General features: G+C 64.7%; 14 protein-coding genes and 1 riboswitch. Of the genes, 11 read left to right on the forward strand and 3 right to left on the reverse strand.

Annotated elements, in window-relative coordinates; translation table 11 throughout:
- Positions 1–76 precede the first annotated feature (76 nt).
- A complete protein-coding gene (locus tag EPN59_RS01860) occupies positions 77–403 on the reverse strand; it encodes a hypothetical protein (RefSeq protein ID WP_293034271.1) in 327 nt (108 codons plus the stop codon).
- Positions 404–1198: 795 nt separating this feature from the next.
- Here EPN59_RS01860 and EPN59_RS01865 point away from each other — a divergent pair.
- From EPN59_RS01865 to EPN59_RS01915, 11 genes are all read left to right on the forward strand, one after another.
- On the forward strand, positions 1199–2272 hold the full coding sequence (locus EPN59_RS01865; RefSeq protein ID WP_293034272.1) for a substrate-binding domain-containing protein: 1074 nt from the start codon (positions 1199–1201) through the stop codon (positions 2270–2272).
- Between the two features lie 105 nt (positions 2273–2377).
- A complete protein-coding gene (locus EPN59_RS01870; RefSeq protein ID WP_293034273.1) occupies positions 2378–3487 on the forward strand; it encodes an ABC transporter substrate-binding protein in 1110 nt (369 codons plus the stop codon).
- A 29-nt stretch (positions 3488–3516) separates the two neighbouring features.
- Positions 3517–4341 (forward strand): ABC transporter permease, encoded by an 825-nt coding sequence (locus EPN59_RS01875; RefSeq protein ID WP_293034274.1) that lies wholly within the window; start codon positions 3517–3519, stop codon positions 4339–4341.
- Between the two features lie 20 nt (positions 4342–4361).
- On the forward strand, positions 4362–5252 hold the full coding sequence (locus EPN59_RS01880; protein ID WP_293034275.1) for an ABC transporter permease: 891 nt from the start codon (positions 4362–4364) through the stop codon (positions 5250–5252).
- Positions 5249–6289: an ABC transporter ATP-binding protein gene (locus EPN59_RS01885; protein ID WP_293034276.1), complete on the forward strand. Its 1041-nt coding sequence runs from the start codon at positions 5249–5251 to the stop codon at positions 6287–6289. Before EPN59_RS01880 ends, EPN59_RS01885 begins: the two co-directional genes overlap by 4 nt.
- Before the next feature lie 54 nt (positions 6290–6343).
- Positions 6344–7171 (forward strand): phosphodiesterase, encoded by an 828-nt coding sequence (locus EPN59_RS01890; protein ID WP_293034277.1) that lies wholly within the window; start codon positions 6344–6346, stop codon positions 7169–7171.
- Positions 7172–7511: 340 nt separating this feature from the next.
- The gene (locus EPN59_RS01895) at positions 7512–8723 is read left to right on the forward strand and encodes an MFS transporter (protein WP_293042525.1); all 1212 of its coding nucleotides are present in this window, start codon (positions 7512–7514) and stop codon (positions 8721–8723) included.
- 73 nt (positions 8724–8796) lie between these two features.
- Positions 8797–8934 carry an entericidin A/B family lipoprotein gene (locus tag EPN59_RS01900; RefSeq protein WP_293042523.1) on the forward strand — a complete coding sequence of 46 codons (138 nt, stop codon included), beginning with the start codon at positions 8797–8799 and terminating at the stop codon, positions 8932–8934.
- Between the two features lie 166 nt (positions 8935–9100).
- A riboswitch (TPP riboswitch) is annotated at positions 9101–9230 on the forward strand.
- A 198-nt stretch (positions 9231–9428) separates the two neighbouring features.
- Entirely contained in the window at positions 9429–11360 is a 1932-nt protein-coding gene (thiC, locus tag EPN59_RS01905) for a phosphomethylpyrimidine synthase ThiC (protein WP_293042520.1), read from the forward strand.
- Between the two features lie 208 nt (positions 11361–11568).
- Positions 11569–11790, forward strand: coding sequence for a glycine zipper 2TM domain-containing protein (locus tag EPN59_RS01910; protein WP_293042518.1), 222 nt, complete (start codon positions 11569–11571; stop codon positions 11788–11790).
- A gap of 600 nt (positions 11791–12390) precedes the next feature.
- Positions 12391–13992, forward strand: a complete 1602-nt coding sequence (locus tag EPN59_RS01915; protein WP_293042516.1) for an L-lactate permease — start codon at positions 12391–12393, stop codon at positions 13990–13992.
- Between the two features lie 109 nt (positions 13993–14101).
- Here the strand turns inward: EPN59_RS01915 and bamC are convergent, their stop codons facing one another.
- On the reverse strand, positions 14102–15358 hold the full coding sequence (gene bamC, locus EPN59_RS01920; RefSeq protein ID WP_293042513.1) for an outer membrane protein assembly factor BamC: 1257 nt from the start codon (positions 15356–15358) through the stop codon (positions 14102–14104).
- Between the two features lie 365 nt (positions 15359–15723).
- Entirely contained in the window at positions 15724–16212 is a 489-nt protein-coding gene (locus EPN59_RS01925; RefSeq protein WP_293042511.1) for a hypothetical protein, read from the reverse strand.
- Positions 16213–16358 lie beyond the last annotated feature (146 nt).

Raw genomic sequence — 16358 nt, forward strand, 5'->3', positions numbered from 1 at the left:
CGTTGTCGCAATAAATTATTGCCCTTCTCCCTACTATTCAGACAGCATTCCCAGGATACACTGGCGACACATTTCGTTACGCTTCGTCGCAGGTGGTTACATGGTGACCGCATTTCTCATTGTGTGTCCGTTCGGGATTCTTGCCCTGTTTGGTTTCGCCCGGATGATCGATCCGCGCACGGGTCGATTCCGACACCGATAATCCCTGCCGCTTCAGCCGTTGTTCGCATTGGCTTCCCGAATCCTCGGCCACATCGGTCATTCGGCACGACGCGATCAACCGGGTTCGCCGCATCGCCGCGGTGGAAACCTTCGCGCAGCAACGCCCGTCTCCTTCCCCGTAGTTGCACGCAAGCGCAATGCGCCCGGCCTGTTGGCCCGCTCGCGCTGGAGCAGTTGCCATGCAGCGGTACGCCTTCCCGGCGTGACGCTTGCGCGAGCGGCACCGGTACAACACCGGCTCTGTCCTGCGCACAACCCACACCGCTCATCTGAATCTCCCAGGTCGCCTCGCGTGATCTGTGTCGCCAACACGCAACTGAGTCGCGCTCGATACCCGCAGCGAACGATACATTTGCATCACTAATGATTTGACTGACACTCAAACGAAGCACGTCTTGAACCGGTCGCTGAAAAAGCAAAACCCGCGAAACCTCAGGCTTTCGCGGGTTTGCTGGATTTCCCGGACTGGGCGGGAGAATTCTTTGGTGCCGGGGACCGGACTCGAACCGGCAAGCCGTAAGGCGGCGGATTTTCGTCACACCACGTCTTTCGACGCCGCGCGCATCGCTCTGCGCGCGTTCGTGCGCTGGACTATGCCTTCGCCCTAGCCACGCACAGCGTCTTGCACGCTGCGCACCGCCTTAGGCGCCCCCCGTCTAGTCTCTACACCTTCCGCGCCGCCGCGCATGCGCAGCAACCGGCTTGGCTCGGCGTTGCCTCGGCGCCGTTCGCGCTCTCGCGCCGTACGGCCCAGGGGGTTCGCCGAATTTGAGGGGTTCTGCACCGGCCGTTTCTGGCCGGGCACTCAAATTTCATTTAAGTCCGCTATGTTTACCAATTTCATCACCCCGGCAAGGGCGGACGCGATTCTACCATTGCCCCACGCCGTCCCCAAACTCGGCGCGTCATCTGCACGTCACACGCTATTTCCATAATCCGCCTCATTGAAAACGTTTACAACGTCAGGACCGCACACATGACGTCAACCATCAAGGATGTCGCCGCACATGCGGGATTCTCAATCGCCACCGTTTCGCGGGCGATCAACGCGCCTCACACCGTCAATCCGGTCACGCTCGCCAAGGTGCGCGAGGCCATCCAGGCGCTGAAGTTCCATCCGAGCCCGCTCGGCCGCCAGTTGCGCGGCGAGCGCACGCGCCTGATCGGCGTCGTCCTGCCCACCCTCGCAAACCCCGTGTTCGCCGAGTGTCTGCAGGGCATCGACGAACTCGCCGCCGAGCAAGGCTTCCGGCTCATGCTGATGACCACGCAGTATGACGAACAGCGCGAGCGCCACGCGATCGAGACGTTGCGCGCACAACGCGTCGAGGGCCTCATTCTGACTGTCGCCGACGCGGACACGCATCCCCTGCTCGACGAACTCGACGCCGACGGTCCGCTCTACGTGTTGATGCACAACGACACGAAGCGCCGCCCGTCGGTATCGGTCGACAATCATCGGGCCGCCAGCGACGGCGTGCGCATGCTGATCGCGCACGGCCATCGCCGCATCCTGATGCTCGCCGGCACGCTCGCAGCGTCCGACCGCGCACGCCAGCGCCATGCGGGTTACACGCACGCGATGCAGCAGGCTGGCCTTACGCCCGCACCGGCACTGGAAATCGACTTCAACGCCGACGAACTCGCACCCGAGGTGCTCGCGCACCTGACGGACGGCCAGCAGTCTCCCACTGCCCTCTTCTGCAGCAACGATCTGCTTGCCATGGTTGTGATGCGCGGTCTGCGCCGTGCACGCATGCGCGTGCCGCAGGACATGTCGATCCTTGGCTTCGACGGTCTCTCGATGGGCGAACTGCTTGCGCCAGCGCTCGCGAGCATCGGAACGCCAAACCGCGAGATTGGCCGGGCGGCATGGCAGAAGCTGATGGCGCGCATCGTCGGCGAATACGCTGACGCGCCGCTCGCACTCACGTTGCCGCATACGCTGCGCGAGGGCGGCACGATCGCCGCCATCGCGAACACGCCACTCGCCCGCGCCGGTCAGGCACCGGACGCATCGCGCGAAAGCGACGACGCGCTGCTGCCTTGATGCTCCCCTGATCCTTTCACCGTGCCGTGCTGCGCGCAGCCCGGCGGCACAGTGCCAGTAACGCGCAGTACCCACAACGTTTCTCACCCGACCCGGACATCTGACATGACTCGCCGATTCGCCTCATCTATTTCGTTATCCTTCATTTCAGTACGCGTAGCCGTCCATGCACTTGCCGCGCCGCTCAAGCGCGCTTCGCGCGCACTTCCGGCCGCAGCCGCCGCTGCATCGATCGCCCTCGCCGCAGGCATCGCGACGAGCAGCGCCGCCCACGCCGGACAAACCGCGATCTGCTACAACTGCCCGCCCGAATGGGCCGACTGGGCGAGCCAGATCAAGGCGATCCAGAAGGAAACCGGCATCCGCGTGCCGTTCGACAACAAGAACTCCGGCCAGGCCATCGCGCAGCTGATGGCCGAAGCAAAGAGCCCGGTTGCGGACGTCGTGTATCTGGGCATCTCGTCGGCGGTCCAGGCGAAGGACAAGGGCCTGGTCACGCCGTACAAGCCCGCGCACTGGGACGAGATCCCGGCGAACCAGAAGGATCCGCAGGGCAACTGGTTCGCCATCCATTCCGGCACGCTCGGCTTCCTCGTGAACAAGGACGCACTCGAAGGCAAGCCGGTCCCGGCTTCGTGGGGCGATCTGCTCAAGCCCGAATACAAAGGCATGATCGGCTATCTCGATCCGTCGAGTGCGTTCGTCGGCTATGCGGGCGCAGTGGCCGTGAATCTCGCGCTGGGCGGCACGCTCGACAATTTCCAGCCCGCCTTCGACTGGTTCGGCAAGCTCAAGGCCAATCAGCCCATCGTGCCGAAGCAAACGGCCTACGCGCGCGTGCTCTCCGGCGAGATTCCAATCCTGCTCGCCTACGATTTCGACGCCTATCGCGCGAAGTACAAGGATCAAGCGAACGTCGAATTCGTGATCCCGAAGGAAGGCACGATTTCGGTGCCGTACGTCATGAGCCTCGTGAAGAACGGCCCGCATGCCGACAATGGCAAGAAGGTGCTCGATTTCGTGCTCTCCGACGAAGGCCAGAAGCTGTGGGCCAATGCGTATTTGCGTCCGGTGCGCGCGAGCGCGATGTCGCCGCAGATCGCCGCGAAATTCCTGCCAGCGACCGAGTACGCACGCGCGAAACCGGTTGACTTCGCGAAGATGGCCGCGCAACAGAAGGCGTTCGGCGAGCGCTATCTGCAGCTCATGCACTGATCCCGCCACGCACCGATACGCTCACCGACATGCACGACATCACCTTTCCCCTGCGCTGGCGCGCGGCGCTCGTCGCACCGGCGCTCGTGATCTTCCTCGCGTTCTGGCTGCTGCCGATGGCGGCGCTCGTCCAGGTGAGCGCGGACGGTCATTTCGTCGAGACTTATCGCGCGCTGCTCACGAATAGCCGCTACATGGAGAGTCTCGCCGCGACGATCGCACTGTCCGCAGCCGTCACGGCGGCCACGCTCGCGCTCTCGACGATCTGCGGCATGCTGCTCGTGCGGCGCCAGTTTCCGGGGCGCGCCGCGCTTGTGGCGTTGCTCACGTTTCCGCTCGCGTTTCCGGGCGTCGTCGTGGGCTTCATGGTGATCATGCTCGCTGGACGTCAGGGGCTGATCGGTGCGCTCGCGTTGCGCCTCACCGGCGAGCGCTGGGTGTTCGCCTATTCGATGGCCGGGCTCTTCGCGGGTTATCTGTACTTTTCGATTCCCCGCGTGATCGTGACGGTGATGGCCGTCGCGACGAAGCTCGATACATCGCTCGAAGAAGCCGCGCGCTCGCTCGGCGCAACGCCCTGGCACATCGTGCGCGACGTGATCCTGCCCGCGCTCGCACCGGGCCTGATCGCGGCGGGCGCCGTGTGCTTCGCGACCGCCATGGGCGCATTCGGCACGGCGTTCACACTCGCCACCGACATCGACGTCCTGCCGATGACCATCTACACCGCGTTCACCCTCAACGCGAACATGGTGACGGCCGCGGGCCTGTCGATCCTCCTCGGGCTGGTGACCTGGGCCGTGCTCACCGTCGCGCGCAGCCTGACCGGCTCGGCTGTCGCGGCCACCGCATAAGCAATATCGGGGAACCGCACATGAACTCAGTCGTCACGCCTGTCGCATCCACCGCACGGAGGCGGCGCGCGCTGCCCTCCGCCCGCACATGGCTCGCGTTCGCGCAATGGTGCGTCACGCTCGCCACCTGTGCTTTTCTGATCGTGCCCGTCGTGATGTCGATCGTCGCCGGCCTCACGGTCAACTACTTTCGCGGCATCTCGAGCGGCTTCACCTTGCGCTGGCTCGATCAGGTCTGGACGCAATATCACGAGTCGGTGTTCCTCTCGCTCGAAATCGCCGCCGCCACGCTCGTCATCACGCTCGTGGCGGGCGTGCCCGCGGGCTATGCACTCGCGCGCAGCCGCACACGCCTCTCGCGGCTGATCGAGGAACTGCTCGTCATGCCCATCGCGCTGCCGGGCCTCGCCTCGGCGCTCGCGCTGCTCGTGGTGTACGGCGGCTTCACCGCATTTCGTTCGAGCACCGCGTTCATCGTGGTCGGCCACGTGGTGTTCACGCTGCCGTTCATGGTGCGGCCCGTCGCAGCCGTGTGCGCTTCGGCGGACCTGCGCACGCTCGAAGAAGGCGCCGCAAGCCTCGGCGCAACTTTCATCCAGCGCTTTGTCACGATCGTGCTGCCCAATGCGCGGGCCGGCATCGTCGCGGGTGCACTCGCGGTGCTCACGCTCTCGATCGGCGAATTCAATCTCACCTGGATGCTGCACACGCCCGACACGCGGACGCTGCCGGTCGGTCTCGCCGACGCCTACGCATCGCTGCGCATCGAAGTGGGCAGCGCCTACACGATCCTCTTCCTCATGATGACGCTACCGCTGCTCGTGGCAATGCAATGGCTCGGCGTGGACGCATCGGGCGGCCAGATCAACCGCAAGGCCCGCAAGCGCCATACCAACAAGGATTCCCGATGAAACTCGATTCCATACCGATCACCCTCACGCGTTGCGCGAAGACGTTTCGCGGCGCGCGCGTGCTGGAGCCGCTCGATCTTGCGATTGGCGCGGGCGAAACGCTCGTGCTGCTCGGGCCCTCCGGCTGCGGCAAAACGACGACGCTGCGCCTCATTGCCGGGCTCGAATCGCCCGACGCGGGCGGCAGCGTGAGATTCGGCGACGACGACGTAACCGCCCTGCCCATCGAGCGCCGCAAGGTCGGCATGGTGTTCCAGAACTACGCGCTCTTTCCGAATCTCACGGTGCGCGAGAACATCGGTTACGGCCTCAAGATCCAGAAAGTGCCGACCCATACCGCACGGGAACGCGTAGACGAACTGCTCGCCATGATGCGTCTCGAAGCGCACGCCGATAAAAACATCGCCCAGCTTTCGGGCGGTCAGCGCCAGCGCGTCGCGCTCGCCCGTGCGCTCGCACCGCGTCCACGCGTGCTGCTGCTCGACGAGCCGCTCACGGCCCTCGACGCGCGCCTGCGCGATGCGCTGCGCAGCGACATGAACGCGCTGCTGCGCGAACTCGGCGTGACGACCGTCTACGTCACGCACGATCAGGCCGAAGCGATGGAGCTTGGCGACCGCATCGTCGTGATGAGCGCGGGCCGCATCGAGCAGATCGGCACGCCGCGCGACATCTACTATCGTCCGGCGAGCCGCGCGGTCGCGCAGTTTGTCGGCACGCTCAACCGGCTCGCGGGACAATGGCAGGACGGCATGCTGCGCACGACCGGCGGCGCCGTGCCGGCCGCCGCGCCGCACATGGCGGGTGCGAGCGAGCTGTATTTCCGCCCCGAGGACGCGACGCTCGACGATCCCGCTACCGCGCAACTGCGCGGCGTGATCGGGCGCACGACGTTTCTCGGCGAACGCACGCGCCTGACGATCGAGGGCGCGACGCACGACACGCTCGTCATCGATGTCGCCGGGCGCGTCGAACTCGCCCCAGGCACGCCGGTCGGGCTGTCAATCGAAGCCGGCGCACTGATCGCGCTCGCATAGTTTCTGGCGACAATTGCATTGACGACAATTGCGCCTTACCCGGAGAGAACCCCCATGCTGCTCGCCCAGATCAGCGACCTTCATATCAAGCAACCCGGCGCACTCGCCTACCGGCGCGTCGATACCGCGGCGCGTCTTTCGCGCACGATTGCGCGGCTGAACGCACTCGCGCCGCGCCCGGACGCGGTCGTCATAACCGGCGATCTTGTCGACCGCGGCTCGACCGAAGAGTACCTGCACCTCAAGGCGCTGCTCGCCCCGCTGGAACTGCCGTACTGGCTCATGGTCGGCAACCACGACGCACGCGAGGCGCTGCGCGAAGTCTTTCCCGAACGCGCCGAACTGCGTGCGGGCGGCGAGTTCGTGCAATACGCCGCCGATATCGGCGAGATGCGACTGATCGCGCTCGATTCCATGCAGCCCGGGCAAAGCGCGGGCACGCTGTGCGCGCAGCGGCTCGCATGGCTCGCGGCGCAGCTCGACGCCGCACGCGCGCGTCCCGTGATCGTCGCACTGCATCACCCGCCGTTCGATTGCGGCATCGGCCACATGGACGCGATCCGGCTCGACGACGCAGCGGCGCAGGCACTGGAAGCGCTGATCGCGCAGCATCCGAACGTCGAGCGCGTGATCTGCGGCCACGTTCATCGGCCGATGTTCGTACGCTTCGGCGGCACGATCGCTTCAGCCGTGCCCGCACCCGCGCATCAGGTGACGCTCGATCTCGCGCCCGGCGCGACCTCTACCTTCACGCTCGAACCACCCGCGTTCGCACTGCATCGCTACGATCCGCGCGGCGGCGTCGTTACCCACCACGCGTACGTCGATGAATCGGAGGGCCCTTATCCTTTTTACGAACCCTCGGGCGGCCTGATTCCCTGAACGCAGCGCGCGGGATGCACACGGGTACATACAACCCGTGTGCATCCCGCTGGTATTCGCCGCTGGTATTCGCCGCTGGTATTCGCCGCCGGTATCCGCCGCCGGTATCCGCCGCTGGTATCCGCCGCTGGTATTCGCCGCTGGTATTCGCGCCGGTATCCGCCGCCGGTATCCGCCGCCGGTATCCGCCGCCGGTATCCGCCGCTGGTATCCGCCGCTGATATCCCCGCCGGTATCCGCTGTTCACAGGCGCGATCACGCTCGCTCCGGTATGATCGGCACCCTTGATTCCAGCCTTTCCAGCCTTTCGTTTCACCGGCTGCCGCCCGCTCCTGACCCCATGTCCACTTCCGTTTCCGCACCCGCTGGCGACAACCCGTCATTGCGCAGCCTCCTGCTCCTGCTGGCGACCATTGCGGGCGTCTCGGTCGCGAGCATTTACTACAACCAGCCGCTACTCGACGACTTCCGCAGATCCTTCCCCGAGAGTTCCAACTGGATTGGCGCGGTGCCCGCCGCCACGCAGCTCGGCTATGCCGCCGGGATGCTGCTGCTCGCGCCGCTTGGCGACCGCTTCGACCGCCGCCGCCTGATCCTGCTGCAGATCGCGGGCGTCTGCATCGCGCTGCTCGTCGCCGCCGCTGCGCCGAACCTTGCCGTGCTGATCGGCGCAAGCCTCGCGATCGGTGTGCTCGCAACCATCGCGCAACAAGCCGTTCCCTTCGCCGCCGAACTTGCGCCGCCCGAGGCGCGCGGCCACGCCGTGGGCACCGTCATGAGCGGCCTGTTGATCGGCATCCTGCTCGCGCGCACCGTGGCCGGGTTCGTCGGCCAGTACTTCGGCTGGCGCGCCATGTTCGGCGTTTCCGTCGTCATGCTGCTTGCGCTCGCGGTCGTCGTCGTTCTGAAGCTGCCGCGCAGCCAGCCCACGTCCACGCTCGGCTACGGCAAGCTGCTCGCCTCGATGTGGCATCTCACCGTCGAATTGCGCGGACTGCGCGAAGCCGCCACCACGGGCGCGTTCCTGTTCGGCGCATTCAGCATGTTCTGGCCCGTGCTCACACTGCTGCTCGCGGGCGAGCCGTTCCACCTCGGGCCAGAGGCGGCCGGACTCTTCGGCGTGGTCGGCGCGGCGGGCGCCATGGCCGCGCCGGTTGCGGGCCGCTTCGCCGACAAGCGCGGCTCGCGCGCGATCATCACGATGTCGCTCGTGCTCATGGCGCTCGCCTTCGTGATCTTCGCGTTTTCGGGCAAGAGCCTCCTCGGGCTTGTGATCGGTGTGATCGTGCTCGACATCGGCGTGCAGGCCGCGCAGATTTCGAACCAGTCGCGCATCTACGCGCTACGGCCCGAAGCGCGCAGCAGGGTCAACACGGTCTACATGGTCGCGTACTTCATCGGCGGCGCGGCCGGGTCCGCGGTCGGCGTGACGACCTGGCACATGTTCGGCTGGGTCGGTGTGTGCATCGCCGGGCTCGTGTTCACGGCGCTCGCGGGCTGGGTTCACGTGGCCATGCGACCTCGCCCCGGGCAACGCGCCCAGACGTCGTGACGAGCCGGAGCCCGAGCGCCCAGGCACGCCGCATGCGGCACAGCGCGTGACTTGATGCGCCGGAGGAACGCTCATGAAACGCCTGATTGCATTGATGCTCATTGCCGCCTCAGCGGGCACGATCGCCGCCTGCAATACCATGGCGGGTGCCGGGCAGGACTTGTCCGCAGGCGGTCACGCCATTACGAACAGCGCGGAAAAGGCGAAATAAGCGGAGAAGTAGCCGCCGACGTCTCGGAAAATCGCGCAAAAGCGATCACGACCTGTTTCGGCCCGCAGCACTCGTCCAATTCATGTTGCAAGCGCGCCACCATCGGCGCCGCATACAGGGGCAAGCGTCACTTGCCAGATTGTCGCAACGCGGTGTATCGTTTGCCCTGCTTACGCGGGGGTCCTGCGTCATGCGCCGTATCGAACGAAAGTCGAGCGGCGTATTGCGCGGGTGAGAAATACCCTTTGAACCTGATCTGGATAATGCCAGCGCAGGGATGCGTCCGGATTTCGCGGCAGCACCGGCCTCACCTCTTCAATGCGAAATTCGTCCACGTTCCGTCTCGCCTCCTGCTAAGCCATCGTTTTCAAATAGCTTTGCATGAGACCGGAGTAAGCCGCTAAAGCAGCCACTCTGGTCGACCGCCGTACCGGCATGAGACCAGAGTAAGGCGCTTAAGCGCCAGCTCTGGTCGACACAGGAGAGAGAGAGTCATGAACGCGAACCCGAAGTTCGTTTCCGCCAACGCGCACGTCGACGAAGCCGCGGTAGCCCCGCTGCCCAATTCCCGCAAAATCTACGTGACTGGTTCGCAGCCGGACATTCGCGTGCCGATGCGCGAGATCACGCAGTCGGATACGCCCACCGCCTTCGGCGGCGAGAAAAACCCGCCGATCTACGTCTACGACACCTCGGGTCCCTATACCGACCCCGAAGCCAGAATCGACATTCGCACCGGCCTGCCCGCACTGCGCGAGCGCTGGATCGAGTCGCGCGGCGACACCGAAGCGCTGCCGGGCCTGACTTCGGAATACGGCCGCGAGCGCGCCGCCGATGCGGCCACCGCCGAACTGCGCTTCCCCGGACTGCACCGCACGCCGCGCCGTGCGAAGGCCGGCAAGAACGTCACGCAGATGCACTACGCGCGCCAGGGCATCGTCACCCCGGAAATGGAGTTCGTCGCGATCCGCGAGAACCAGCGCCGCGCCGAATACCTGGAAAGCCTCAAGGCGAGCGGCACGAACGGCGCAAAGCTCGCCGCGATGATGGGCCGCCAGCACGCGGGCCAGGCGTTCGGCGCAGCCGCATACGGCGCCAATCCGCTACAGGAAATCACGCCCGAATTCGTGCGCGAGGAAATCGCGCGCGGCCGCGCGATCATCCCGTCGAACATCAACCACCCGGAAAGCGAGCCGATGATCATCGGCCGCAACTTCCTCGTGAAGATCAATGCGAATATCGGCAATTCGGCCGTGACGTCGTCGATCGGCGAGGAAGTCGACAAAATGACGTGGTCGATCCGCTGGGGCGGCGACACGGTCATGGATCTGTCCACGGGCAAGCACATTCACGAAACGCGCGAGTGGATCATCCGCAACTCGCCGGTGCCGATCGGCACGGTGCCGATCTATCAGGCGCTCGAAAAGGTCGACGGCAAAGCCGAAAACCTCACGTGGGAAATCTTCCGCGACACGCTGATCGAGCAGGCCGAGCAAGGCGTCGACTACTTCACGATCCACGCGGGCGTGCGCCTGCAGTACGTGCCGCTCACGGCCAACCGCATGACGGGCATCGTCTCGCGCGGCGGTTCGATCATGGCCAAGTGGTGCCTCGCCCATCACAAGGAATCCTTCCTTTACGAGCACTTCGAAGAGATCTGCGAAATCATGAAGGCTTACGACGTCGCCTTCTCGCTCGGTGACGGCCTGCGTCCGGGCTCGATCTACGACGCCAACGACGAAGCGCAGCTCGGCGAACTGAAGACGCTCGGCGAACTCACGCAGATCGCGTGGAAGCACGACGTGCAGGTCATGATCGAAGGTCCGGGCCACGTGCCGATGCAGCTCATCAAGGAGAACATGGACCTGCAGCTCGAGTGGTGCGACGAAGCGCCGTTCTATACGCTCGGGCCGCTCACGACCGACATCGCGCCGGGCTACGACCACATCACCTCGGGCATCGGCGCCGCGATGATCGGCTGGTTCGGCACCGCGATGCTCTGCTACGTGACGCCGAAGGAGCATCTTGGCCTGCCGAACAAGAACGACGTGAAGGAAGGCATCATCACGTACAAGCTCGCGGCGCACGCGGCCGATCTCGCGAAGGGTCATCCGGGCGCGCAGGTGCGCGACAACGCGCTGTCGAAGGCGCGCTTCGAGTTCCGCTGGGAAGATCAGTTCAACATCGGCCTCGACCCGGACAAGGCGCGCGAATTCCACGACGAGACGCTGCCGAAGGACTCGGCGAAGGTCGCGCATTTCTGCTCGATGTGCGGTCCGCATTTCTGCTCGATGAAGATCACGCAGGACGTGCGCGATTTCGCGGCCAAGCAGGGCGTGAGCGACGAAGAAGCCTTGAAGAAAGGCATGGAAGTGAAGGCAGTCGAGTTCATCAAGCAAGGCGGCGAGATCTATCGGCGCCAGTAACGGCTGATACGCGTTCGAAACCCCGGCAGACTCGGTGAAATGTGGGCCTGCCGGGGCTTCAATGCGCGAAACACTCTTTTACGACTCCAACCGCTCACTGACAATCGAGCACATCCGGATACGGGTTCGCTGGATACGATGGGTGTAGTAGCGGTGCAGCCTGCGTCCCGCACAGGCCGCGCCGCTCGAAACCACCCCGGAGTCAAACATGAAAACCCTCGGACGCGCACGCACCCTTCTTACCCTCACGGCGCTCGTGACGGCCATCTCGAGCCTTTCCGCCTGTGACAACCTGTCGAGACGCGACCGGGACACCATAATCGGTGCGGGCGTTGGCGGCGTGGCCGGTGCGGCGCTCGCCGGCGGCGCGCTCGCGACGGTCGGCGGTGCGGCGGTAGGCGGCATCATCGGCAACCAGGTCGGCAAGTAAGCGCACGCGCGCTGGCACGGCGAACGGCACAACATCACACCAGACGCACCTCTAGCGACAGGCAAAAACGCAAAGATCAGAGAGGCTGAGCGGCGCATTCCCGGTTCACGGGATGCGCCGCTTCTCTTTTCGGGCACGGCAACCACGCGAAACACACCTGCGCGCTTCATCCACTCCACATTCGCAAACACGTAGCGCGCGCACCCATTCCGGGCCGGGGGCGGGATGTGCCTGTGCGCCCGATGCGCTGCTGTCGCTGTCATGTCTATCCCGCATGCTGTCCGCGGCCCGTCCGGGGCTGAAACGCGCCCGCCGTGTCGTTGTTTTTTGCGGCCTTGGCAGGCGCAAACGCGGGCCGCGCACCCCGCGTCAAATCGCCGTCCGTGCCCGGCCGCAACATCGTTGCGGCCGCAAATGCCGCACGCCGATCGGGGCTTGGCGGTAGTTTCCCTGCTTGACGCCGGTTCCGTCTTTTATATGCTGCTAGGGGGCATCGGGGAGTGAAGCAATATTTTAATTACACACCCGTCTTCACCAGCGCCCCCGCGTACCGGAGAACATCTTTCGCGCCGAATCGAACACGCAAAAAGAGGAGACGTCATGTTCCACCAGTTGTTGACTCCAATCGGCAATTCGCTATTCCTGTCCTTCTTGATCGCCGCCTTGCCGATCATCACCGTGCTCGCCCTGCTGGGCTGGGCGCGGCGACCCGCGTGGCAGGCTTCGCTCGCCGGCCTCGTCGTCGGCCTGCTCGTCGCGATCCTCGGCTGGCAGTTCCCGGTCGGGCTCGCGTTCAATTCCGTCTTCGCGGGTGCCGTGTTCGCGCTGTGGCCTGTCATGTGGATCGTCGTCACGGCGATTCTGCTTTACAACATCGCGCTGCGCTCAGGCCGGTTCGCCGCGTTTCGCATGTGGCTGCTCGATCACCTGCCGAACGACCGGCGCATCGTGCTCGTCGTGGTCGGCTTTTCGTTCGGTGCGCTGTTCGAGGGCATTTCCGGCTTCGGCACGCCAATCGCGATCACGAGTTCGCTGCTGATCATGCTCGGTTTCCCGGCACTCGAAGCACTGACGTTCACGCTGATCTTCAACACCGCGCCGGTGGCATTCGGCGCGCTCGGCGTGCCGATCACCGTGCTCGGCGCCGTCACCCATCTGCCCGCCGATGCGCTCGGCAAGATGGTCGGCCGCCAGTTGCCGTTCTTCGCACTGGCACTGCCGTTCTACGTGATCGGCATCTACGCGGGCTTTCGCAACATGCTGCGCGTGTGGCCGGTCCTGTTCGTCGCGGGCGGCAGCTTCGCGCTCACGCAGTTCGTCACCGCGAACTTCATTAACTACAGCCTGACCGACGTTCTCTCGTCGCTCGTTTCGCTGATCCTCACGATTGCATTCGTGCACGTGTGGAAACCCGCTCCCGATCCGAAGTTCGAGATCAAGGTCGACCGCTCGAAGGAAGTGCGCGCCGACGTGCCGGGCGTGCAAGGCTGGTATCCGTGGCTGATCGTGTCCGTGGTCGTGATTCTGTGGACGATCCTGAAGGTGTTCACGCACGGCGAGGCGAAGATCCCCTGGCCGGGCCTCGACAAGGCCGTGTTCATCACGCTCTATAACACGCCCTATGGCGCGATCTGGGACTTCCAGCCGCTCGCCACCGGCACGGCCATTCTCGTCGCCGCGCTGATCACGGCGTTCATCGTGCGCCTGAAGTTCTCGGACTTCTGCTGCGCGATCTCCGACACGTGGGTCCAGACGCGCATCGCCATCTTGACCGTGGCGACCATCGTCGGTCTCGCCTATCTGATGAACTACTCGGGGCTCACCTACACGCTCGGTCTCGGCGCGGCTTCGGTGGGTGCGTTCTTCCCGCTCATCTCGGCGTTCCTCGGCTGGGTGGCGGTGTTCCTCTCGGGCAGCGACACCTCGGGCAACGCGCTCTTCGGCAACCTGCAGGTGGTCGCTGCGAAGCAGTTGAACCTGAACCCCGTGCTGATGGCGGCAACCAATTCGTCGGGCGGCGTGATGGGCAAGATGATTTCGCCGCAGAACATCTCGACGGGCGTCGCCACCACCGACCTCAAGGGCAAGGAAGGTCACGTGTTCGCGAAGACCTTCAAGCACTCGATCCTGCTGACCGTCCTGCTCGGCATCCTCGTGTGGCTGCAGCAAAACGTGTTCACGTGGATGATTCCTCCGCACTGAGCGCCGTTGTGCACAGCGTAAAAAAAATCCGCCTGCGTGTGACGCGCAGGCGGATTTTTTAATGGAGGCCCGGCGTGCGGGCCCGCGGCCCGTTCGGGCCGCGAAAGCGTTACTGCAGTTGCGAGACGACGAGGTTCATGATCTCGCGAGCCGGGTTCGACGTATCGATCTTGCCGGCGTCGTCGACGATCGCCACGCGCGTCTGGGTCTCGGTAATGGCGCGGACGTTCAGCTTGTACAGCTTCGCGATCTTCTCCTTGCGGCCATGGAACACCTGGTCCCAGAAGCCCTGCGAGTCGGAAGTCATGTCCTTCGGGTCGACGTAGCGCACGTAGTAGATGCCCTTCGTGCGATCGCGCTCGTCCACGGTGAAGCTCGCGCGGTCGAGCGCGATGCCCACACGCAGCCACGCGCGGTCATACGACTCGCCGAGCGTGAGTTCCGTCGACGTGTACTGGCCGCCCGACGGCGACACGCCGCGTCCCGACTGCTGCGCGGAAGCAGCGGCGTCCTGCGCGGCGAAGTTGGCGTTCTGTGCGGCAACGGCAGCAGCAGCCGGATCCGCCTTCGACTTCGTCTTGTCGGCCTTGTCGGTCGGCTTCGCGTCCGCTTCGGCGACGGCCTGCACGTCGGGCACGCCCGGCTTCGCATTCGCGAGCGTTACCATCAGGCGCTTCAGGTATTCGGTTTCGAGCGCGGGATCGTTGGGCTTCGGCGCCCACTTCGTGCTGTCGTTGTTGACGCCACCAACCTGCTCGCTCAAACCCTTCTGGCTGATGAAGATATAGGTGCCGCCGGCCGGCGACGTTTCGAGACGCGTGCGGTACTTGTTGCGCTCGGCCCCGACATACGAATTGCCCATTGCCCACGACAGCGTGTTGCGGATCAGGCCGTCGCTGATCTTCTGGTGCGTTTCGTTCCAGTCGGTCTCCATGACGCCCTTGTCGCGCTGGTCGACCACCAGCAGGAAACCCTGTTCCTGCCAGAAGCGGCGCACCTGCGGCCAGACCTCGTCGGGCTTCTTGTTGTCGATGACGAGCCAGCTTTCCGTGCCGTCACGCTGGATATGCATGCCCGCCACCTGCGGGAGCACGCGCGTATCGTCGACCGACGACGGCGCTGCGGTCTCGACCCGCTGGAGCGCGGAGAGCGAAGTCTCGCCGCCCGCGGGCGGCAGCGAACGCTGGTCGGACGTTTCGTCGAGCATGTTCGGCGGAATGGCCAGCGACGACTCCTTGGCCTTCGTTTTGATGTCGCTGCGGTAATCGGTCTTGGGAGCCGACGGCGAGCTGCAGCCGGCGACCAGCCCGCCTGCCATCAGGAATGCGACAGCGCGGATGGCAAGACGTTGATGAAAATCACTCATGTTCGGGTAATCCCTCGGCTACGCCACGGCCAGTTTGCGTGGATCAACCAATTATTTTACCGGTCCCGGGAGCCCCTGTGCAAAATCCGCGCCCCGTCACTGATCGACGCACCGGCAATGACGCCGCTATTGCATTCTTCTTGATTCCCGAGCAGGTTCGCGCAAAACCCGAAATCCGGATTTTCACTTTGATATCAATGCACTGGCGACCTTTTTTTGCGTTCGGATGCGGTCTGCGCGCCATGGTCGTGGCCGTCCGGTGCGAGTCCGTGAAACGCACCATCAGCCATAAAAAGGTTCGGAGCGCTTTATGCGCACGCGCAAATGGAGGCGGAAGCCGCCTCACGTGATTCGTCCGTGCGGTGTCAGTCGGACGGGGCGCCCGGATCGGGCATGGTCTTCGCAAGCGACGCCGGCGCGAGCCAGCGAAACGACTTGAGGCCCGACGCGTCGAACGTGCATTCGGCGGCGGCGGGCGTTTGCTTTGGCTTTTTGATGCCGAGTTTCTGCGTAAGTACGTCGACCGGCGTAGTGGGTTTGGGTTCGGCACTGGCCGCCGAAGCCTCCGAGGGCGCTGAGGCCGCCGACGCAAGCGCCGCCTTTGCGTCCGAAGCGTCCGAAGCGGCATCTGCAACGGCTTGATGCGTCGCTTCGAGGTGACCTTCGACCACGACGCGGCTACCGCGATACGCGACTGCAGTGTGCGTGACAGAAAGCTCGCCATGCGACGCGTCCGCGAGGCGGCTGCGCATTTCCTGTTGGCACGCGCTGGAATTGCGGTACTGCGTGGCGCATCCTGCGAGCAAGGCGGTAGTGGCCGCGAGGCCGACGAGACATACTTTCCGGGTAATCATTGCTGCTCCGTTTTCAGGCTGCAGCAAGTGTAGCGTAAGACCCCATGCGCCTTGCGGGGCGCCCGCACCGCGCATGCGGGCTTGCCGTCTTCCCATCCGCTTACGCGGCGAAATTTCGCGGCGGGAGGCAGCGCGTTTGCGATCTT

The sequence above is a fragment of the Paraburkholderia sp. genome, from assembly GCF_004298475.1.
In the GTDB taxonomy this organism is placed as follows: domain Bacteria; phylum Pseudomonadota; class Gammaproteobacteria; order Burkholderiales; family Burkholderiaceae; genus Paraburkholderia; species Paraburkholderia denitrificans.